This window comes from Clavibacter sp. GW821-FHT01D01 (assembly GCF_059422605.1).
In genome coordinates, this window is sequence record NZ_JBWKXC010000011.1 from 1 (window position 1) to 18,331 (window position 18,331).

At 75.1% G+C, this 18,331-nt stretch carries 21 protein-coding genes; 7 read left to right on the forward strand and 14 right to left on the reverse strand.

Annotated elements, in window-relative coordinates:
- Positions 1-77 precede the first annotated feature (77 nt).
- The 5 genes from AC07VC_RS13460 to AC07VC_RS13480 all read right to left on the reverse strand — a co-directional run bounded on the left by AC07VC_RS13460 (position 78) and on the right by AC07VC_RS13480 (position 3,862).
- A complete protein-coding gene (locus tag AC07VC_RS13460; protein WP_494675093.1) occupies positions 78-845 on the reverse strand; it encodes a YcnI family copper-binding membrane protein in 768 nt (255 codons plus the stop codon).
- 211 nt (positions 846-1,056) lie between these two features.
- Positions 1,057-1,713 carry a hypothetical protein gene (locus AC07VC_RS13465; protein WP_494675092.1) on the reverse strand — a complete coding sequence of 219 codons (657 nt, stop codon included), beginning with the start codon at positions 1,711-1,713 and terminating at the stop codon, positions 1,057-1,059.
- Between the two features lie 49 nt (positions 1,714-1,762).
- Entirely contained in the window at positions 1,763-2,221 is a 459-nt protein-coding gene (locus AC07VC_RS13470) for a MarR family winged helix-turn-helix transcriptional regulator (protein WP_494675091.1), read from the reverse strand.
- A gap of 114 nt (positions 2,222-2,335) precedes the next feature.
- On the reverse strand, positions 2,336-2,785 hold the full coding sequence (locus AC07VC_RS13475) for a VOC family protein (protein WP_494675090.1): 450 nt from the start codon (positions 2,783-2,785) through the stop codon (positions 2,336-2,338).
- 123 nt (positions 2,786-2,908) lie between these two features.
- Positions 2,909-3,862 (reverse strand): aldose 1-epimerase family protein, encoded by a 954-nt coding sequence (locus AC07VC_RS13480; RefSeq protein ID WP_317230496.1) that lies wholly within the window; start codon positions 3,860-3,862, stop codon positions 2,909-2,911.
- A gap of 75 nt (positions 3,863-3,937) precedes the next feature.
- Here AC07VC_RS13480 and AC07VC_RS13485 point away from each other — a divergent pair, with 75 nt between their 5' ends.
- The gene (locus AC07VC_RS13485; protein ID WP_494675089.1) at positions 3,938-4,738 is read left to right on the forward strand and encodes a DsbA family protein; all 801 of its coding nucleotides are present in this window, start codon (positions 3,938-3,940) and stop codon (positions 4,736-4,738) included.
- An 81-nt stretch (positions 4,739-4,819) separates the two neighbouring features.
- On the opposite strand, the gene AC07VC_RS13490 is transcribed toward AC07VC_RS13485, so the two are convergent.
- Positions 4,820-5,785 carry a DNA-3-methyladenine glycosylase family protein gene (locus tag AC07VC_RS13490; protein ID WP_494724468.1) on the reverse strand — a complete coding sequence of 322 codons (966 nt, stop codon included), beginning with the start codon at positions 5,783-5,785 and terminating at the stop codon, positions 4,820-4,822.
- Positions 5,786-5,850: 65 nt separating this feature from the next.
- Between AC07VC_RS13490 and AC07VC_RS13495 the strand changes: the two genes are divergently transcribed.
- Entirely contained in the window at positions 5,851-6,348 is a 498-nt protein-coding gene (locus AC07VC_RS13495; RefSeq protein WP_317230499.1) for a pyridoxamine 5'-phosphate oxidase family protein, read from the forward strand.
- Positions 6,349-6,355: 7 nt separating this feature from the next.
- On the opposite strand, the gene AC07VC_RS13500 is transcribed toward AC07VC_RS13495, so the two are convergent.
- On the reverse strand, positions 6,356-7,087 hold the full coding sequence (locus tag AC07VC_RS13500; protein ID WP_494675087.1) for a nucleoside/nucleotide kinase family protein: 732 nt from the start codon (positions 7,085-7,087) through the stop codon (positions 6,356-6,358).
- Between the two features lie 38 nt (positions 7,088-7,125).
- Between AC07VC_RS13500 and AC07VC_RS13505 the strand changes: the two genes are divergently transcribed.
- The 5 genes from AC07VC_RS13505 to AC07VC_RS13525 all read left to right on the forward strand — a co-directional run bounded on the left by AC07VC_RS13505 (position 7,126) and on the right by AC07VC_RS13525 (position 11,367).
- Positions 7,126-8,151, forward strand: coding sequence for a 6-phosphofructokinase (locus tag AC07VC_RS13505; protein ID WP_094115051.1), 1,026 nt, complete (start codon positions 7,126-7,128; stop codon positions 8,149-8,151).
- A gap of 57 nt (positions 8,152-8,208) precedes the next feature.
- Positions 8,209-9,234, forward strand: coding sequence for an MDR family oxidoreductase (locus AC07VC_RS13510; RefSeq protein ID WP_494675086.1), 1,026 nt, complete (start codon positions 8,209-8,211; stop codon positions 9,232-9,234).
- A 91-nt stretch (positions 9,235-9,325) separates the two neighbouring features.
- The gene (locus AC07VC_RS13515) at positions 9,326-9,718 is read left to right on the forward strand and encodes a DUF1304 domain-containing protein (protein ID WP_317229889.1); all 393 of its coding nucleotides are present in this window, start codon (positions 9,326-9,328) and stop codon (positions 9,716-9,718) included.
- A 79-nt stretch (positions 9,719-9,797) separates the two neighbouring features.
- On the forward strand, positions 9,798-10,457 hold the full coding sequence (locus AC07VC_RS13520; RefSeq protein WP_494675085.1) for a biliverdin-producing heme oxygenase: 660 nt from the start codon (positions 9,798-9,800) through the stop codon (positions 10,455-10,457).
- Between the two features lie 88 nt (positions 10,458-10,545).
- The gene (locus AC07VC_RS13525) at positions 10,546-11,367 is read left to right on the forward strand and encodes a DNA/RNA non-specific endonuclease (protein WP_494675084.1); all 822 of its coding nucleotides are present in this window, start codon (positions 10,546-10,548) and stop codon (positions 11,365-11,367) included.
- 49 nt (positions 11,368-11,416) lie between these two features.
- Here the strand turns inward: AC07VC_RS13525 and hemL are convergent, their stop codons facing one another.
- The 7 genes from hemL to AC07VC_RS13560 form a co-directional block, all read right to left on the reverse strand.
- Complete coding sequence (gene hemL, locus AC07VC_RS13530; RefSeq protein WP_494675083.1) at positions 11,417-12,784, reverse strand: glutamate-1-semialdehyde 2,1-aminomutase; 1,368 nt, start codon at positions 12,782-12,784, stop codon at positions 11,417-11,419.
- Between the two features lie 90 nt (positions 12,785-12,874).
- A complete protein-coding gene (gene hemB, locus AC07VC_RS13535; protein WP_494675082.1) occupies positions 12,875-13,855 on the reverse strand; it encodes a porphobilinogen synthase in 981 nt (326 codons plus the stop codon).
- Positions 13,852-14,691, reverse strand: coding sequence for a uroporphyrinogen-III synthase (locus tag AC07VC_RS13540; protein ID WP_494675081.1), 840 nt, complete (start codon positions 14,689-14,691; stop codon positions 13,852-13,854). The genes hemB and AC07VC_RS13540 overlap by 4 nt, the downstream gene beginning before the upstream one ends.
- Positions 14,688-15,674 (reverse strand): hydroxymethylbilane synthase, encoded by a 987-nt coding sequence (hemC, locus tag AC07VC_RS13545; RefSeq protein ID WP_494675080.1) that lies wholly within the window; start codon positions 15,672-15,674, stop codon positions 14,688-14,690. Before hemC ends, AC07VC_RS13540 begins: the two co-directional genes overlap by 4 nt.
- Positions 15,671-16,921, reverse strand: a complete 1,251-nt coding sequence (locus tag AC07VC_RS13550) for a ferrochelatase (protein ID WP_317229882.1) — start codon at positions 16,919-16,921, stop codon at positions 15,671-15,673. Before AC07VC_RS13550 ends, hemC begins: the two co-directional genes overlap by 4 nt.
- The gene (hemQ, locus tag AC07VC_RS13555) at positions 16,921-17,691 is read right to left on the reverse strand and encodes a hydrogen peroxide-dependent heme synthase (protein ID WP_494675079.1); all 771 of its coding nucleotides are present in this window, start codon (positions 17,689-17,691) and stop codon (positions 16,921-16,923) included. Before hemQ ends, AC07VC_RS13550 begins: the two co-directional genes overlap by 1 nt.
- A gap of 68 nt (positions 17,692-17,759) precedes the next feature.
- Positions 17,760-18,323, reverse strand: a complete 564-nt coding sequence (locus tag AC07VC_RS13560) for a TIGR03086 family metal-binding protein (RefSeq protein ID WP_317229880.1) — start codon at positions 18,321-18,323, stop codon at positions 17,760-17,762.
- Positions 18,324-18,331 lie beyond the last annotated feature (8 nt).

An 18,331-nucleotide genomic window follows, 5' to 3' on the forward strand; every position in this document is an offset into this window, starting at 1 on the left:
GAGCGCGCCGTGCCGGGGCGCGGCGGGCGCGGGCGCGGGCGCGGGGCGAGGACGCCGTGAGGTCCGGTCCCCGGACGTCACGCGCGGTCGCCGTTCTCGCGGCGCACGCGCGTGAGCGCGAACACGGCCACCACGACGGCGACGGCCCCGAGGGCGAGCCCGCCCACGCCGAGGCCCACCGCGACCGCGCTGGTCGTGGCGCTGGGGTCCGAGGCCGCGACGACGGTCGCGTCCGGCGCGGGCGTCGTCGTCATGGCGCTCATGGCGTCGGCGGGCGGCGCGTCGTCCACGTAGAGGACGGGCGCGGGGTGCTCCGGCTCCGCGCCGGACGCCGGGGTCGTCTCGTCCCAGTCCACGACGGATCCGTCGGAGTAGCCCTGGTGGGCCGGGAGCACGATGCTGCCGGTCTCGGGGACGGGTCCCACCGAGACGGTGAAGCGCTGGAACTCGCCGGCCGCGAGGCCCACGCCGTCATCGGCGGTCCACGTGACCTCGATCGGCGCGTCGGTGATGGTCGCGTCGTCCGTCTGCACGGGCGCGTCGAGCGCCTCCGTCGTGACCTGGGCCGTCCATCCGGGCACCGGCTCGGTGGACAGGCTCGAGAACGGGGTGTCCTGCGGGAGGTCCACGGTGACCCGCGTCGTGGTGGCCGTCGCCGACTCGGTCGGGACCGTGAAGGTCAGCGTGCTGTAGCCGCCGGCGGACGCCTGGTCGGGCGAGACGCGGACGTGCGCGGAGGCCGCGAGCGGCGCGGCGACGGCGAGCGCGACGCCGCCGACGAGCGCGGCGGCCGAGCGGGCCGCGCGACGGCGGCGGGAGGAGGAGGTGGAGGAGGTGGAGCTCATGCGGATGTCCTGTTCCGGGCCGCGGAGGCGGCCCCGGGTGCGGACGCGGCGGTGCCGGCGTCCGGGGTGAGGGAGAGGGAGCGGGCGATGCGCGGGCATCGTCGTCGCGGCGCCGACGACGGGCGCGTCGGGCGCGGCCGGCATCGACGGCGCCCGGGACCCACGGGTGCGGGTCGCGCCGTCGGGGCACGCGGACGAGCCAGCCGTCGGGTCAGGCGGCGGGGAGGGCGCGCGGCGGGCCGCGGTGGCGCAGGCTCCCGAGCCGGGCGCAGAGGTCGCGCAGCGGGCGGGGCGCCCGACGGACGCGGGTGAGCGCGGCAGGGCGCCGCCCCTCGGGCCGGAGGAACGGGATCGCGAGGGTCCGCACGACGCGGAGGCCCGCGGCCGCGACGAGCGCGCGGAGGGCGGCCTCGCCGTGCCGGAGGGCGAGGACCGTGACGACGAGGGCGGCGCCGTGCGAGAGGAGCATGCCGACGTCGAGCGGCACCGCAGGACCGGGCACCGCGGAGCCGCCGGAGCTCCCGGCGATCCCCGCCACCCCGATCGGCGCCGCCCCGTGGCCCATGCCCGCGTGCGCATCCCCCGTCACGGCCCCGGAGCCGTCCCCCGCCGCCGTGAAGAGCCCGTGGAAGAGCAGCTGGCTGATGCCGACCGCGGTGACGAGCCGCCACAGCGCGGGGCGCGCGCCCGCGAGCGCGATGGCCGCGAGCGACGCGAGGGCGAGCCCGAAGGCGACGACGCCCCAGGAGGGGGCGGCTCCCCCGCCTGCCTCGTGGAAGAGGGCGGCCACGAAGGTGGCGGTGGTGGATGCGGCGAGCCCTCGGATCACGCGCTGGACGCGCGGGGCGATCGGGGACGGGGCAGGCATCGCCCGCAGTGTAGACGACGGGCCCGGGAGGCCCGGTCAGCCGGCCCGGTCAGGCGGCGCGGTCGTCCGCCAGCGCACCCGTGAGCCGGCCGACCACGTCGTCGAGCGCGTCGCGCAGCGCCTCCAGCTCGGCGACGGTCAGGCCGGTGCGCGCCGCCGCCTGGGCGGGTACGTCGAGCGCCCGCTCGCGGAGCTCCTGCCCGCGGGCGGTGAGGGACACCACCACGACGCGCTCGTCGACGGTGCTGCGCGCCCGGTCGACGAACCCGGCGGCCTGGAGCCGCTTCAGCAGCGGGGTGAGCGTCGCGGGCTCGAGCTGCAGGGTGGACCCGAGGTCCGAGATGGAGCGCGCGTCGCGCTCCCAGAGCGCGAGCATGACGAGGTACTGCGGATGCGTGAGCCCGAGCGGCTCGAGGATCGGCCGGTACACGGCCACCACCGTGCGGGCGGCCACGACCGCCTGGAAGCAGACCTGGCTCTCGAGCGCCAGGGGATCCGTCGTCGTCATCGCGTCCTCCTCGACCGTGTCCTGCGTAGCGACCCGCGCACCCGTCCGATGCTACGCAGTCGAGGGGACGGCGGGGTGCGGGGTCGGCGGCGCGAGCCGCCGCCCCGCGCCGGATCAGCCCGCGAAGACGAGCTCGACGTTGATGTCGTCCGGGTCCTGCACCGAGAGGATCGACATGCCGGAGATGTCGGTCACCTCGCCGTGGGCGATGCCCCGCTCGGCGAAGAGCGCGGCCGCCTTCACGAGCTCGTCCCGCGACGGGACCGCGAGGCTCACGTGGTCGAGGCCGCGGACGGCGGGGTCGAACGCGCCGCCGTCGCCCTGCACGGGACGGAGGCCGAGGAGCTGGTCGCCGACGCCGTAGATGACGCCGCCGAAGAAGACGGACGGATCCTGGAGGACGGCCGGGTCGCTCGGGTCGCCCTCGCTGACGATGGCGGGGGTGAGGCCCAGCACGCCCTCGTAGAAGGCGCGCGAGCGGGCGAGGTCGGAGACGGAGATGCGCACGTGGTGCACGCCGGTGATGCTGTCGAGGGGAGCGGTGGTCGCGTCGGTGTCGGTCATGCCGTCGACGCTAGGACGATCGCCCCGGCCGCCGCCGGGCGATTCGGATTGCGACCACGGCTCCCAGCCGGCATCCAGGTCGACCGCGGCCTCCGAGGGACCGGCGGCCGCCCCCGGCCGGGATCAGTCGTGGAGGTCGATGCCCCAGGTGCCCGACCACTCGGACCCGGGCTCCAGCGTGATGAGGCCGTCGCCGGAGTTGAACGCATCGGCGGGTGCCGTCATCGGCTCCACCGCGACCGCCCAGACGTGCCCGTCGGCCGCGGGATACCACGGCGTCACGAAGACCTGCCAGTAGGTGAACTCCCCGTCGGCCCAGATCTCGGTGCGGCGGCCGTCGGGCGCCTGCACGCCGTGGCGCGTCACCCCGTCGACCACGCGGGCATCGGCCCAGGCGTCGTCGAGCTTCGCGTCGCGCACGCGGACCCCGCCGCGGAGGTCGTAGCGGGTGCCCTCGACCGGGGCCTGGACGCCCGTGGGGTTGAGGCGGACCGGGTCCACCTCGATGTGGGTGGGCGCGTCGATGACGACCTCGAGGTCCTCGGTGGGCACGTCGCCGACGCGGAGGAAGGGGTGCGTGCCGACGGCGACAGGGGCGTCCTCGGAGCCGACGTTCCGGATCCCGTGGGTGACGCGCACGCCCTGCCCGGTGAGCTCGTACCGCACGGTCGTCTCGAGGGCGAAGGGGTAGCCGCGCTGCGGGTGGACGTCCGCCGACAGCGTGACGGACACGTCGTCGCGCTCCACCAGGCGGTAGGGGGCGTGCTCCAGGAGCCCGTGGATCGCGTTCTCCCGGTCGACCTCGGTGATGTCGAGCTGGTGCGTCACGCCGTCCTGCTCCCAGATGCCGTCGCGGATCCGGTTGGGCCACGGCGCGAGCACGATGCCGCTGCAGAACGGCGGCTGCTCCGTCTCGGGGTAGGACTGCACGAGGTCCGTGCCGTCGACCTGGAGCACGCGCAGCGCGGCGCCGACCTCCGCGATCACCATGCGCTGGGAGCGGCCGTCCACCTCCGCGATGAGCTCGTGCTGCTGTCCGGTGGGGTTGCGGGGGGCGTACGACGCGTCTTCGGGCACCCGTCGAGCCTATCCGCACCGGGCGCTGTGGCGCCTCCCAGGGCCGGCGGCACGCCGCTCCCTAGGATCGGGCGCATGGCCCGGCATGAGAACGAGAAGATCCGCGCGATCCGCGAGAAGGCACGCATCGAGAGGGCGTTCGACGACCGTCGCCGCAAGCGCCGCCGGCTCATCACCCAATTCTCGGTCGCGGGCGGACTCGTCGTCGTCATCGCGGCCATCGCCGGCGGCGTCTACCTCCTCGGCCAGTCGCAGGCGGCGAGCGCCGCGGGCCCCGTCGCCGACGCGACCGCGCCGCTGTCGACGGGCGACGAGGTGCGGGTCGCCTCCGAGGCCACCGGCGTGAGCGTCGGCGCGGCCGACGCGCCCGTCACGCTCGACGTCTTCGAGGACTACTCGTGCCCCCACTGCGCCCAGTACGAGTCCGAGAGCGGCCCGCTGCTCGACCGGCTCGCGGCCACGGGTCAGGTGCGCGTCGTCTACCACCCCATCCAGATCGTCACGAAGTACGGGCAGGTCGCGGGCAGCGCGGCGGCCTGCGTCCTCGCGGAGGAGCCCGACAAGTGGCCGGCCGTGCACTCGGCCCTCTTCGACAACCACTCCACCGTGACCGACTCGTGGACCCACGCCGACTTCGTCACCTGGCTCACCACGCTCGACGTCTCCTCGGAGTCGACGCGCACGTGCGTGGCCGAGGGGCGGTACTCCTCGTGGATCACGGGGAACACGTCCGACGCGAGCGCGGCGGGCGTCACGGGCACGCCGACCCTGCGCATCCAGGGCGACGTCGTCCCCACCGTCGCGGGCCAGGACCTGGTGGACGCGCTGGCGGGTGCCGGCGCGCAGCTCCCCGAGGGCATCGCCGCCGACAGCTGACCCGGTGGGCGCCGGACGGACCGCCCGGCGCGCCGCCGTCCGCTCCGCAGCGCGCTCCGCGGCTCGGCGCGGATCGGAGGCTCAGTGCCCGCGGTGGTCCTGCACCGTCATGCGGGGCCCGAAGCGCGGCTTCCGGAACCCGCTCGCCTCGATGAGGCGCATCACGCGCTGGCGCTGACCGCGCCACGGCTCGAGGAGCTCGAGCATCCCGTCGTCGTCGACCGGGTGGCCGGCGAGCGCCCACCCCACCGTGTCGTGCACGTGGTAGTCGCCGACGCTCACCGAGTCCGGATCGCCGTGCGACCGCTGCGTCGTCTCGGCCGCCGTCCAGATGCCGACGCCCGGGACGGAGCGCAGCCGACGCGTGATGTCCTCGCTCCCCCGGCCGAGCGCCAGGGTGCGCTCGAGGCCCGCGGCGCTGGTCGCGACGGCGATGAGGGTGCGCGACCGCTTCGGGTCGACGCCGGCGCGGTGCCACTCCCACGACGGGATGAGCCGCCAGCGCTCGGGCGACGGCAGCACGCGCATCCCGCCGGGGACGGGCCCGGGCGCGGGCTCGCCGTGCGCGAGGATCAGCTGCCGCCACGCCCGTCGCGCCTCGAGTCCCGTCACCTTCTGCTCCAGCACCGCGGACGCCATCGCCTCGAACACGTGGTTCGTGCGCATCAGCCGCAGCGCCGGGAGGCGCCGGTGCGCGTCGCGGAGGAGCGGGTGCGCCGAGACGTCGAGGTCGGACCAGTCGTCGCCCTCGCCGAGGAGCTCGGGCACGCCCTCGACGGCCCACTCGGCCCCGGGCCCCCACGCGCGCGCGTCGACGCCGCCGTCCGCACGCGGGTCGAGTCGCAGCGACGCGGGCCCGAGGGGCGTGCGCGCGGTGCGCCAGACGCCGACGCGGCGGGATCCGGGCGGTGCCGGGTCCCAGCGGCAGGTCGGATCCACCACTCCCCGGAACAGGGGCCGCAGCACGAGCCGGAGGTCGACCTCGCGGGCCGGGACGTAGGCCGTCCGCGCGTCGGGAGGGGTCGTCCCCATGCCGCCTCCGTCCATCCCCTCAGGGTACGCACGGCCGCCGACCCTCCTCCGCGGGAGGCGGCACGCGTAGCGTCGGCCCCATGACCGACATCCAGGACGACCAGGCCGACCGCGAGCGCGTCGCCGAGCTCATCAAGGGGGCGCGCATCGCGCTCCTCACCACCGTCAACGCCCACGGGCAGCTCGTGAGCCGCCCGCTCGCCAGCCAGGAGCGCGACTTCGACGGGGACCTCTGGTTCTTCACGAAGGACCCCAGCGACAAGACCACCGAGATCCGGGCGAACGACCAGGTCAACGTGTCCCTGCAGACCGGCGACGGCTTCCTGTCGATCGCCGGCACGGCCGAGGTCACCCGCGATCGCGGGCGCATCGACGAGCTGTGGTCCGCGGGCGCCGAGGCGTGGTTCGAGGGGGGCAAGGAGGATCCGAGCGTGGCGCTCGTGCGCGTGCACGCCGACGCCGCCGAGTACTGGTACCAGGACACCCCGAAGCCCGTCGCGCTCATCAAGTACGCGAAGGCCGTCGTCACGGGCGAGCGCCCGAAGGACGTCGGGGAGCACGGCACCGTCGAGCTCTGATCCGCCGTCAGCCGCCCGCGGCGTCGTGGTCCACGGCGCCGCGGACACCGGCGGCCGTGCCGTCCACCACCAGGTCGGCGCGGCGCCGGGTGCCCTCGATCAGGCGGGCGTTCGCGCCGTCGACCTCCCGAGCCCAGGCTTCGGCCGCGGCCGGCGTCCGCCCGCCCGCCGTGTGCCGCTCGACGAGGCGCGCCTCGCGCTCCGCGTCCGGGGTCGCGCAGTACCAGGACTCGTCGAGCTCCGCGGCGACGAGGGTCCAGGGCTCCTCGTCCACCAGGAGGTAGTTGCCCTCGAGGACGACGAGGCGCGTGCCGGGCTCCACCGCGATCGCGCCGGTGACGCCCTCGTCGACGGCCCGGTCGAACGACGGCGCGTACACCGCGTGGTCCGCCTCGACGCGGAGGCGCCGCACGAGGGCGAGGACGCCCCATCCGTCGAAGGTGTCGACCGCGCCCTTGCGGTCCCGCAGTCCCCGGCGGTCGAGCGTCGCGTTGGCGAGGTGGAAGCCGTCCATGGGCACGCTCGCCGCCGTGCCCGCGCCGGCGACCGCGTCGACGCGCGCGACCAGCGCCCGCGCGAGCGTCGTCTTCCCGGCGCCCGGGCTGCCCGCGATGCCGAGCACCGCGCGGCGACCGTCCCGGACGAGGCCGAGGGCCCTGCGCGCGAGGCCGTCGAGGGCGTCCGCGGCGACCGGCGGGGCCGATCCGGGGTGCCGGGGCCCATCCGGCGCGGTGTCCATCCACCCAGTCTCGCGGACGCGTGCCCCATGATGGACGTGTGCGCATCGGAATCCTCACCTCAGGCGGAGACTGCCCCGGACTCAACGCGGTGATCCGCGGGGCGGTGCTCAAGGGAACGACCATCCACAAGCAGGAGTTCGTCGGCTTCCGCGACGGCTGGCGGGGCGTCGTCGACGGCGACGTCATGCCGCTCGCCCGACGCGACATCCAGGGCATCGGCAAGCAGGGCGGCACGATCCTCGGCACCAGCCGCACGAACCCGTTCGAGGGCGACGGCGGCGTGGAGCGGATCCAGGAGAACCTCGACCGCCTCGGCATCGACGCGATCCTCGCCATCGGCGGCGAGGGCACGCTGGCCGCCGCGAAGCGCCTCACGGACGCGGGGCTCAAGATCGTCGGCGTCCCCAAGACGGTCGACAACGACCTCGACGCCACCGACTACACCTTCGGCTTCGACACCGCGGTGCAGATCGCGACCGACGCCATGGACCGCCTCCGCACCACGGGCGACTCGCACAGCCGCTGCATGGTGGCCGAGGTGATGGGCCGCCACGTCGGGTGGATCGCCCTGCACTCCGGCATGGCCGCGGGCGCCCACGCGATCCTCATCCCCGAGCAGAAGACGAGCATGGACGAGATCGTGGCCTGGGTCCGCTCGGCCTACGACCGCGGGCGCGCCCCGCTCGTCGTCGTCGCCGAGGGCTTCGTGCCCGAGCACGCGGCCGACGCCCACGGCGAGCGCGGCCTCGACGCGTTCGGCCGCCCCCGCCTCGGCGGGATCGGCGAGCAGCTCGCGCCGATCATCGAGGAGCGCACGGGCATCGAGACCCGCGCCACCACCCTCGGCCACATCCAGCGCGGCGGCACGCCGTCCTCCTACGACCGCGTGCTCGCGACGCGCCTCGGCCTCGCCGCGGTCGACAGCGTCCGCGACGGCCACTGGGGCCGCATGGTCGCGCTCCGCGGCACCGACATCGTGCACGTCGGCTTCGAGGAGGCCCTCGGCCGCCTGAAGACCGTGCCGCAGCACCGCTACGACGAGGCCGCCATCCTCTTCGGCTGATCCGGGGCGCGCCGCCGGCGCTCGCGCGGGCCGCACCCGCGGGCGTAGCGTGACGGCATGACGTACCGCGCGCTCGTGGCCGAGCAGACCGTCGCCGACGACGGCACGACGGGCATCGAGGTCGCCCTGCGCGACCTCCCCGACGAGCAGGCGACGGGCGGTGCGGACGGGCCGGGCGACGGCGAGGTCCTCCTCGACGTGCTGTTCTCGAGCATCAACTACAAGGACGGCATGCTGCTGGGCGGTCGTCCGGGCATCGCGCGCACCAGCCCGCTCGTGGCGGGCATCGACGCCGTCGGCACGGTCCGGGCGAGCGGATCCGACGCCTTCTCCCCGGGCGACCTGGTCGTCCTGACCGGCGCCGGCCTCGGCGAGAGCCGCGACGGCGGGCTCGCCGAGCGCGTGCGCGTCCCGGCCGACGCCCTCGTCCGCGTGCCCGACGGGCTCGACGCCCGACGCGCGGCCGCCATCGGCACGGCCGGCTTCACCGCGATGCTCTCGGTGCTCGCGCTGGAGCGCGGCGGCGTCGAGCCCGGCGCGGGCGACGTGCTCGTCACGGGCGCGGGCGGCGGGGTCGGATCCGTGGCCGTCGCCCTCCTCGCGCGCCTCGGCCACCGCGTGGTCGCGTCCACCGGCCGCGCCGACGAGCTCGGCGACCGGCTGCGGGCGCTCGGCGCGGCGGACGTGATCGACCGCGCGGAGCTCGGCGAGCCGGGCAAGCCGCTGCAGCGCATCCGCTGGGCGGGCGCGGTCGACAGCGTGGGCAGCTCGACGCTCGTGAACGTGCTCGCGCAGACCCGGTGGGGCGGCGTGGTCACGGCCGCCGGCCTCGCGCAGGGCCCCGACCTGCCGGGCACCGTGCTGCCGTTCATCCTCCGCGCCGTGACGCTCGCCGGCATCAACTCGGTGGACGCACCCGCCGCGCTCCGCCGCGAGGCGTGGGCGCGGCTCGCCACCGACCTCGACCCGGCGCTCCTCGACGCGATCACGACGACGGTGCCGCTGGACGGAGCCGTCGCCGCCGGCGAGCGGATCCTCTCGGGCGCCTCGAGCGGACGCGTGGTCGTCGACGTCCGCTCCTGACGCCCGGCCCGCCGCCGTCCGCGCGCTCGCGGGAGCGCGGCCCGCGCTAGCCTGGGCGCGATGCGGCACGCTGCCGCCGGAGTGAGGGAACATGACCGCGGTCGCCGCCACCGGAACCATCTTCGTCGGACTCGCGGCCCTGCTGCACGTCGTCTTCTTCCTGCTCGAGAGCGTCTGGTTCGAGAAGCCGTTCGCGTGGGGGCGCTTCGGCGTCGAGGACCAGGAGAAGGCCCGCATCATCAAGCCCTGGGCCTACAACCAGGGCTTCTACAACCTGTTCCTCGCGCTCGGCGCGGGCCTCGGCCTCATCCTCTACTTCGTCGGCAACGTGCCCGCCGGCCTCACGCTCGTGCTGTTCACGACCGCGTGCATGGTGCTCGCCTCGATCATCATCGCCAGCACGGGCAAGAAGTACCTGCTCCCGGCGCTGATCCAGGGCGTGCCGCCGCTGCTCGGCCTCGTGTTCTTCGCCGCCGCCTCCTGAGACCCCGCCGACCGTCCCCCGGGGGCTCGCGGCACGCCCTTCCGCCGGGGTGGCGGATGAGGTTAGGCTCACCTACATCATGACCGTCGTCTCCCTCACCGAGGCCCTCCGCGACCGCGCACGACCGCGCGCCGAGAGCCAGGACGCGGACGAGTTCATGACGGCGCTGGTGACCGGACGCGGCTGCCGCGACGACTACGTGGCCCTCGTCGCCCAGCACTACTTCATCTACCGCGCCATCGAGGCGGCGACGCAGCGCATGGCGGCGGATCCCGTCGCCGCGCGCTTCATCGACCCGCACCTCACGCGCCTCCCGGCCATCGAGGCCGACCTCGACTTCCTGGTCGGCGCCGACTGGCGGGACGTGGTCCGTCCGCTCGCCAGCACGGCGGCCTACGTCGAGCGGATCGAGACGGTCGCCTCCGTGTGGGTCGGCGGCTTCATCGCGCACCACTACACGCGCTACCTCGGCGACCTGTCCGGCGGGCGCCTGCTGCGCACGCTCCTGCAGCGCCAGTTCGGCTTCGACACCAACGGCGTGGGCCTCTACCTCTTCGCCGAGATCGCGGAGCCGCGTCGGTTCTGCGGCACCTACCGCGAGGCCCTCGACCAGGTGCCCTGGGACGACGACGAGCGCGCCCGCGTCGTCGCCGAGGTCGAGCACGCCTACCGGCTCACGACCGACGTCTTCGCCGAGCTCGCCCGCGGCCGGACCACGGCGCCGCTGCGTCGCGCCTGACCGCCGGGAAGCATCCATCCCGCGCCGCCCCCTGGGCGTCCGCTCCGCAGCCCGGTCGGGCGTCCGGGGCCGGGAATAGGCTCCGGGCATGGACGGCTACGACCTCGACTTCCTGCCCATCCCGCTCCCGCTGCCCGAGGCCCCGGCCGACGCGCGGCCCGTGCGGCTCGACTACCGGCACTTCACCGTGCTCATGGACACCGACCGGCGGCTCGCCGCGCTCACGGCCGTGAACATCGACGGCGGGCGCCTCGTGGACGTGGAGCGCACGGACGACTGGCACCTGGATCCGCGCCTGCCGGAGGACCAGCAGTGCGGCCCGGAGCTGTACGCGCGCAACGACATCGACCGCGGGCACCTGGTGCGCCGGCGGGACCCGGTGTGGGGCGACATCGCGGAGGCCGCCCGCGCGAGCGCGGACACCTTCGCGTACACGAACGCCGCGCCGCAGGCGGCCGAGTTCAACCAGTCGAAGGAGCTGTGGCTGGGGCTCGAGGACTACGTGCTGGAGAACGCCGACCTCGGCGACCGGCGCATGACGGTGCTGACCGGCCCCGTCTTCTCGGAGGACGACCCCGTGTACCGCGGAGTCCGGATCCCGCTCATGTTCTGGAAGATCGCGGCCTGGGCCGCGGACGACGGCCTCGCGGCCACCGGGTACCTGCTCGACCAGGCCCCGCAGCTCGGCGACCTCGACCGTGCCACGGCGACCCCGGGCGCCCCGGAGCTCGGGCCGTACCGCACCTACCAGGTGGCGGTGGCGGAGATCGGCGCGCTCACGGGCTTCGACGTGGCGCAGCTGGCGGAGGCCGACCGCCTCGGCGTCCCGGCGACCGCCCGCCCGGGGACGCCCGCGGACGGCCGCGACGGCTGGGTGGAGCTGGAGCGCTTCGCGGCCATCACGCTCTGACGGGTCCGACGGCGCCGAGGGGTCCGACGGGGCCGACGAGGAGCCCGGGCTAGGCCGGCGGGGTCGCGTCGGCGGCCGCGCGGGCGGCGGCGGGCAGGGCGCGGATCACGCGGTCGAGCGACGCCTCGTCCATGGCGGCCGACACGAACCACGCCTCGAAGACCGACGGCGGCAGGCTGACGCCCTGGTCGAGCATCGCGTGGAAGAAGGCCGGGTAGCGCCAGGTCTCCTGCGCCTGCACGGTCGCGTAGTCGACGATCCCGCGCTCGGGCGGGGTGCCGAACGTGAAGCTGAAGAGGCTGCCCGCGCGCTGCACGGAGTAGGCGAGGCCCGCGCGGTCGAAGGCGAGCTCGACCGCGTAGATGAGGATGTCGGCGGCGATCTCGAGCGCGCGGTACACGTCGGCGTCGGCGAGGCGCAGCGTCGTGAGGCCCGCGGCGACCGCGACCGGGTTCCCGGAGAGGGTGCCGGCCTGGTAGACGGGGCCGAGGGGCGCGAGGTGGTCCATGACGTCCGCGCGGCCGCCGAGCGCCGCGACGGGCAGGCCGCCGCCGATGACCTTGCCGTAGGTGACGAGGTCGGGCGTCCACGCGTCCGGGTGGTCGGCCGCCAGCCCGGCGTTGTCGAGGCCCCAGTAGCCGGCCGGGTGCACGCGGAAGCCGGTGAGCACCTCGTCGGAGATGAGGAGCGACCCGTTGTCGTGGGTGAGGCGCGCGAGCTCGGCGGTGAACCCGGGCAACGGCGGCACGACGCCCATGTTCGCGGCGGCGGCCTCGGTGATCACGGCGGCGATGCGGGGGCCGTGCTCGGCGAGGACCGCGCGGACGGCGTCGAGGTCGTTGTACGGGACCACGATCGTCTGCGCGGCGATGGCCTCGGGGATGCCCGCGGAGCCCGGCAGCGCGAGGGTGGCGACGCCCGAGCCCGCCTCCGCGAGGAGGCTGTCGGAGTGGCCGTGGTAGTGCCCGGAGAACTTCACCAGCAGGTCGCGGCCGGTGAAGCCGCGGGCGAGGCGGATGGCGGTCATGGTGGCCTCGGTGCCGGTCGAGACGAGCCGGAGCTTCTCGATGGGGCGGCGGTCCGGGGATCCGTCCACGCCCGCGACCCGCACGCGCTCGGTGACGAGCTCGGCGAGCTCCGTCTCCGCGGGGGTGGTGGCGCCGAAGCCGAGGCCGAGGGCGGCGGCGTCCTGCACCGCCCGCACCACCTCCGGGCGGGCGTGGCCGAGGATCGCGGGACCCCACGAGTTGACGAGGTCGACGTACTCCACGCCGTCGGCGTCGGTCACGTACGGACCCGACGCCCGCACCATCATGCGCGGCGTGCCGCCGACGGATCCGAACGCGCGGACGGGCGAGTTGACGCCGCCGGGGATGACGTCGCGTGCGCGGTCGAAGAGGTCCTGGGAGTGGGTCACGGTGAGTCCTTCGGTGCGCGGTGGCGTCGCGCTCGGTTCGGGCGGCGGAGGGGATCCGGCGCCGGTGCTGTTCTCGGGGCGGGTGCGGGCTCAGCGCCGCGCGAGGCGCTCGGCGAGCTCGACGGCCCAGTAGGTGAGGATCGCGTCGGCTCCGGCGCGCTTGATGCCGAGGACGCTCTCCTCGATGGCGCGCTCGCGGTCGATCCAGCCGTTCTGCGCGGCGGCCTCGATCATCGCGTACTCGCCGGAGATCTGGTACGCCCAGACGGGCACGCTGCTCGACGCGGCGACGTCGGCGAGGATGTCGAGGTAGCTCATGGCGGGCTTCACCATGACGACGTCGGCGCCCTCCTCGATGTCGAGCTCGACCTCGCGCAGCGCCTCGCGGCGGTTGCCGTTGTCCATCTGGTACGTACGGCGGTCGCCGACGAGCTGCGAGTCCACCGCCTCGCGGAACGGGCCGTAGAAGGCGCTGGCGTACTTGGCCGCGTAGGCGAGGATCGCGACGTCGTGGTGCCCGGCGTCGTCGAGGGCCTCGCGGACCGCGCCGACCTGGCCGTCCATCATGCCGCTGAGGCCGAGCAGGTGGGATCCGGCCTCGGCCTGCGCGAGGCCCATGGCGCGGTAGCGGTCGAGCGTGCGGTCGTTGTCGACCACGCCGTGGGCGTCGAGGACGCCGCAGTGGCCGTGATCGGTGAACTCGTCCAGGCACAGGTCGGTCTGCACGACGAGCGCGTCGCCGACCTCCTCGACGGCGACCCGGGTGGCGACGTTCAGGATCCCGTCGGGGTCGCTGGCGCCCGAGCCCTCCGCATCGCGGACCGCGGGGACGCCGAACAGCATCACGCCGCCGATGCCCGACTCCGCGGCCTCGACGAGCGCGCGGCGCAGGCTGTCGAGCGAGTGCTGGGAGACGCCCGGCATGGAGGAGATGGGCTGCGCGTCGGCCAGGCCCTCGCGCACGAACATCGGCAGCACGAGGTCGGCGGCGTGCAGGCGCGTCTCCGCGGTCAGGCGGCGCATGGCGGGCGACGTGCGGAGGCGGCGCGGACGGTAGTACGGGGACGTCATTCGGTGGTGCTCCGATCGAGGAGGTCGGCGAGGCCGGCGATGGCGGCGCTGTCGGTGCGCGGCTCCTCCTGGCGGGCTATGTCGACGAGGGACTGGATGAGCGAGGCGGCCGAGCGCTCGGGCGCGACCACGTCGACGCGGACGCCGGAGCGGCGGGCGTCCTTCGCGGTGCGCGGGCCGATGCAGGCGATGAGCACGCCCTCGGGCACGTCGCCCAGCTGCTCGTGCACCTGCTCCGCGACGCTGCCAGAGGTAACGAGGATCGCGCGGACGCGGCCCGAGGCGACGTCCTCCCGGATCCGGTCGCTGACGGGGACGCCCACCGTGCGGTAGGCGACGACCGAGCGCACGTCGTGGCCGCGGGCGATGAGCCCGTCGGTGAGCGTCGGCTTCGCGATCTCCGACCGCAGCGTGAGCACGCGGCGGCGCGGGGACCCGGCGGCCATCTCGGTCCACTCCTCGAGGAGGGCGGTGGCGGAGGAGTCGATGGACGGCACGAAGTCGACCGTGTACCCGGCGGCCACGAGGGCTGCGGCGGTGGTCTCGCCGACCGCGGCGATGCGGGTGCCCTCCGGCACGGAGGCCCGGTGCGAGGAGAGGACGTCGACCGTGGTGGCGCTCGTGACGGTGAGCCAGTCGAAGGTGCCGGCGGCGAGGTCGGCGAGGGCCTGCTCGAGGCCCGGCGCGTCCTGCGTGGCGGCGAAGTTGATCATCGGCGCGACGACGGGCGTGGCCCCCTGGGCGCGGAGGTCGTAGGCGACGCCGTCGCCCCACGGCCCGCCGCGGGGCACGAGCACGCGCCAGCCCTTCAGGGGCTTCTGGTCCGTCGAGGTCATCGGGTCCCTCCCAGCGGCGCGAGGCCGGCCGCTCCGGCGTCGAGGAGCTCGCGGGACACGGGTCCCGAGAGCGTGGAGGCGTAGGCGCCCAGCTGGGCGACCTCCACCCCCGAGGTGTCGAGCTCGGTGCTCGCGGCCATGCGCTGGGTGCCGTCCGGCCGGTAGACCACGGCGGTGAGGGCGAGGCGGGCGCTGGTGACCGTGGCGAAGGCGCCGATGGGCGCGGCGCAGCCGGCCTCGAGGGCGGCGAGGACGCCGCGCTCCGCGAGGACGGCCGCGTGCGTGAAGGGGTCGTCGACGGCCTCGACCGCGCGGCCCACCTCGGAGTGCGTCTCCGCGTCCTCCACCCGGATCTCGAGCGCGAGCGCGCCCTGGCCGGGAGCCGTGGGCCAGCGGTCGAGCTCGAGGTGCTCCGTGGCGGCGTCGATGCGGTCGATGCGCTCGAGGCCCGCGGCCGCGAGGATCACGGCGTCGAGGTCCCCCGCGGTGACGCGCGAGAGCCGCGTGTCGATGTTGCCGCGGATGTCGACCACCTCGAGGTCGGGGCGCTCGGCGAGGATCTGGGCGCGGCGCCGCGGGGATCCGGTGCCCACGCGCGCGCCGCGCGGCAGGGTCGCCAGGGTGAGGCCGTCGCGCGCGCACACGACGTCGCGCGGGTCCTCGCGCGCGGGCACGGACGCGACCGTGAGGCCCGCGTACGGGGTCGTCGGCAGGTCCTTCAGCGAGTGGACCACGAGGTCGCACTCGCCGCGGAGGAGCGACTCCCGGAGGGCGCTCGCGAACACGCCGGTGCCGCCGAGGGTCGCCAGCGACTCGCGCGACGTGTCGCCGTGCGTGGTGACCGGGACGAGCTCGACCTCGAGTCCCGACGCGCCGGTGATCTCCGCGGCGATCGCGCGCGTCTGGGCCAGGGCGAGCGCGCTGCCCCGGGTCCCGATGCGCAGCGTCGTCCGCGGGGTCGGCGTCGTGGGACCGTCCGTCACGGTGCCAGCCCGGAGACGGCGGGCTTGAAGCCCAGCCGCACGTTCTCGCAGCAGCCGGTGCGGCAGACGTCGTACCAGGGCCCGAGGTCCGTCATGTGGGGTCGGTCGGCGGCCGCCATGCCGTCGCGGCGCTCCAGCACGAGGTCGATGAGGCCGTCGACGTACGCGGCGTGCACGCCCGGCGTGGGCACGCGCACCGAGTACAGGCCGTTCTCGGCCGCGGACTCGGTGGCCTCGTTGTCGAGGTCCCACTTGACCTCCATGTGGTCGCTCACGAAGCCGAGCGGCACGATGACGACGGCGCGGCGGCCCCTGGCGGGCAGCTCGCCGATGGCGTCGTTCACGTCGGGCTCGAGCCACGGCATGGACGGCGGGCCGGAGCGCGACTGGTAGACCAGCTGCCACGGCACCTCCTGGTCGATGCCGAGCTCCTTCCGGACCTCGTGCATGACGACCTCGGCGACGGCGAGGTGCTGCGCCGCGTACGCGCCGTCCTGGTCGAAGCCGCGCTCCGCGGGGCCGGACTTGGCGGCGTCCGACGACGGGATGGAGTGGGTGCTGAACATGATCTCGACGTCGGTCGCGAGGTCGACGGGGGCGCCCTCGGCCTCGAGGTGCGCGATCACGTCGCGGATGCCGTCGCGCGTGCCCTCGATGAACGGCGTGACGAAGCCCGGGTGGTCGAAGAACTGGCGGACCTTGTCGATGCGGATCACGCCCTGCAGGCCGGTGTCCTCGAGCGCGTCCGCGAAGTCCTCGCGGTACTGGCGGCACGACGAGTACGAGCTGTACGCGCTCGTGGCGACGGCGATGAGCTGGCGGTAGCCCTTCTCCTCGGCCTCGCGCAGGGCGTCGTTGAGGTACGGGCCCCAGTTGCGGTTGCCCCAGAGCACGGGCAGGTCGATGCCGCGCTCGGCGAGGCGCGCCTCGAGGGCCGCCTTCAGCTCGCGGTTCTGCTCGTTGATGGGGCTGATGCCGCCGAACGCGCGGTAGTGGTGCGCGACCTCCTCGAGGCGCTCCTCGGGGATGCCGCGGCCGGAGGTCACGTTGCGGAGGAAGGGGATGACGTCGTCCTGGCCCTCGGGGCCGCCGAACGACGCCAGGAGGATCGCGTCGTACGCGACGGGCTCCTCGACGTGCGCGGGGCCGTGCTGCGCGGCGGGGCTCGCGGCGGACACGAGGGCGCCCGGCTCGCGCGGGGCGTCGGTGGCGGGGGCGGGCTTGCGGCCCAGGTTCACTGCGGCCATTACTGGAGGACCTCCACGAGCTCGGCGGTGGTGATGCGGCGGCCCGTGTAGAACGGGACCTCCTCGCGCACGTGACGGCGCGCGTCGGTGTTGCGCAGGTCGCGCATCATGTCGACCAGGTCGATGAGCTCGTTCGACTCGAGCGGGAGGATCCACTCGTAGTCGCCGAGGCCGAACGACGAGACCGTGTTCGCGATGACGCTGCGGAAGGCCGCGCCCTGGCGGCCGTGCTGCGCGAGCATGCGCCCGCGCTCCTCGGGCGGGAGCAGGTACCACTCGTAGGAGCGGACGAACGGGTAGACGCACAGCCAGTCGCGCGGCTCCTCGCCGCGGAGGAAGCCGGGCACGTGGCTGCGGTTGAACTCGGCGTCGCGGTGGACGCCCGCCGCGCTCCACGAGGGGATGAGCGCGCGGATGAGGCGCGCGCGGCGGATCTCGCGGAAGGCCCACTGCAGGGTCTCCATCTGCGGGCCGTGGATCCAGACCATGAGGTCGGCGTCGGCGCGCATGCCGGAGACGTCGTAGAACCCGCGGACGGTGACGCCCTCGCGCTCGACGATCGCGACGATGCCGTCGAGCTCGTCGACGGCGCCGGGCACCTCGCGGCCGTCGAGGTCGTCGGGGCGCTGCGGGTCGCGGCGGAGGACGGCCCAGAGGGCGTAGCCGCTGGGGCCGGCCTCGGGGGTCGACGCGTCACCGGGACGCGCCTCACCGGAGGGGTCGATCGGGGGGACCTGAGATGCCGCCGACTCGGCAGCCGGGATGCTCATGCCCCCATGGTACGTCGCGTGGCGACGCCGTCCCGCATCGGCCGGACGGCCGTCAGATCATTCCCGCGCTACCGGGCGTCGCGGCCCGTCAGCGCGAGCAGCCGCACCTGCAGGGGCGCGTCCTCCGCGACCGGCACGGGCGACGCGAACAGCCCGCTTGCCTCCAGGGTGTCCTTCTGGGGGGCGAAGACGGTCCACGTCGCGCGCACCAGCTCGTCGTCGATGCGCTCGTCCGCGCCCGTCGCCCGGGCGAGGTCCCAGCCGTGGATGACGACGTCGGACAGCTGCTCGCGCAGGTACTCCCGCGCCGGCACGCGGTCGGTGGAGAGCACTACGGGGCGCTCCGGGTCGACGCCCTGCCACGCGGCGAGAGCCTCCCGGGAGTAGCGGCCCCACTCGGCCACCAGGTCGTCGCCGAGCTCGCGGATGAGGGCCTGCCCGGTCTCGGCGGTGTGGCCGGCGAGGAGGAGCGGCACCCACTGCTGCTCCTCGATGACGTGCGACACGAGCTCCCGGACGTCCCACTCGACGTCGGGCGTGGGGGCCGCCCAGTCGGTGACCGCGCCGAGGCGGTCGGCGAAGCCGCTGTGCGCGCGGCGGATGAGGTCGTGCCAGTCGAGGTCGGTGTCCATGGTCGCGC

Excerpts from the sequence above, each read along its gene's own strand:
- AC07VC_RS13540 (WP_494675081.1), bottom strand. The coding sequence starts at position 14,691 with ATGACCTCGACGGACCAGAAGCCCCTGAAGGGCTGGCGCGTGCTCGTG.
- hemB (WP_494675082.1), bottom strand. The coding sequence starts at position 13,855 with ATGACGTCCCCGTACTACCGTCCGCGCCGCCTCCGCACGTCGCCCGCC.
- AC07VC_RS13500 (WP_494675087.1), bottom strand. The coding sequence starts at position 7,087 with ATGGACACCGCGCCGGATGGGCCCCGGCACCCCGGATCGGCCCCGCCG.
- AC07VC_RS13525 (WP_494675084.1), top strand. The coding sequence starts at position 10,546 with ATGGACGGCTACGACCTCGACTTCCTGCCCATCCCGCTCCCGCTGCCC.
- AC07VC_RS13515 (WP_317229889.1), top strand. The coding sequence starts at position 9,326 with ATGACCGCGGTCGCCGCCACCGGAACCATCTTCGTCGGACTCGCGGCC.
- AC07VC_RS13470 (WP_494675091.1), bottom strand. The coding sequence starts at position 2,221 with ATGACGACGACGGATCCCCTGGCGCTCGAGAGCCAGGTCTGCTTCCAG.
- AC07VC_RS13485 (WP_494675089.1), top strand. The coding sequence starts at position 3,938 with ATGGCCCGGCATGAGAACGAGAAGATCCGCGCGATCCGCGAGAAGGCA.
- hemQ (WP_494675079.1), bottom strand. The coding sequence starts at position 17,691 with ATGAGCATCCCGGCTGCCGAGTCGGCGGCATCTCAGGTCCCCCCGATC.
- AC07VC_RS13495 (WP_317230499.1), top strand. The coding sequence starts at position 5,851 with ATGACCGACATCCAGGACGACCAGGCCGACCGCGAGCGCGTCGCCGAG.
- AC07VC_RS13490 (WP_494724468.1), bottom strand. The coding sequence starts at position 5,785 with ATGGACGGAGGCGGCATGGGGACGACCCCTCCCGACGCGCGGACGGCC.
- AC07VC_RS13520 (WP_494675085.1), top strand. The coding sequence starts at position 9,798 with ATGACCGTCGTCTCCCTCACCGAGGCCCTCCGCGACCGCGCACGACCG.
- AC07VC_RS13475 (WP_494675090.1), bottom strand. The coding sequence starts at position 2,785 with ATGACCGACACCGACGCGACCACCGCTCCCCTCGACAGCATCACCGGC.
- AC07VC_RS13550 (WP_317229882.1), bottom strand. The coding sequence starts at position 16,921 with ATGGCCGCAGTGAACCTGGGCCGCAAGCCCGCCCCCGCCACCGACGCC.
- AC07VC_RS13460 (WP_494675093.1), bottom strand. The coding sequence starts at position 845 with ATGAGCTCCACCTCCTCCACCTCCTCCTCCCGCCGCCGTCGCGCGGCC.
- AC07VC_RS13510 (WP_494675086.1), top strand. The coding sequence starts at position 8,209 with ATGACGTACCGCGCGCTCGTGGCCGAGCAGACCGTCGCCGACGACGGC.
- AC07VC_RS13560 (WP_317229880.1), bottom strand. The coding sequence starts at position 18,323 with ATGGACACCGACCTCGACTGGCACGACCTCATCCGCCGCGCGCACAGC.
- AC07VC_RS13465 (WP_494675092.1), bottom strand. The coding sequence starts at position 1,713 with ATGCCTGCCCCGTCCCCGATCGCCCCGCGCGTCCAGCGCGTGATCCGA.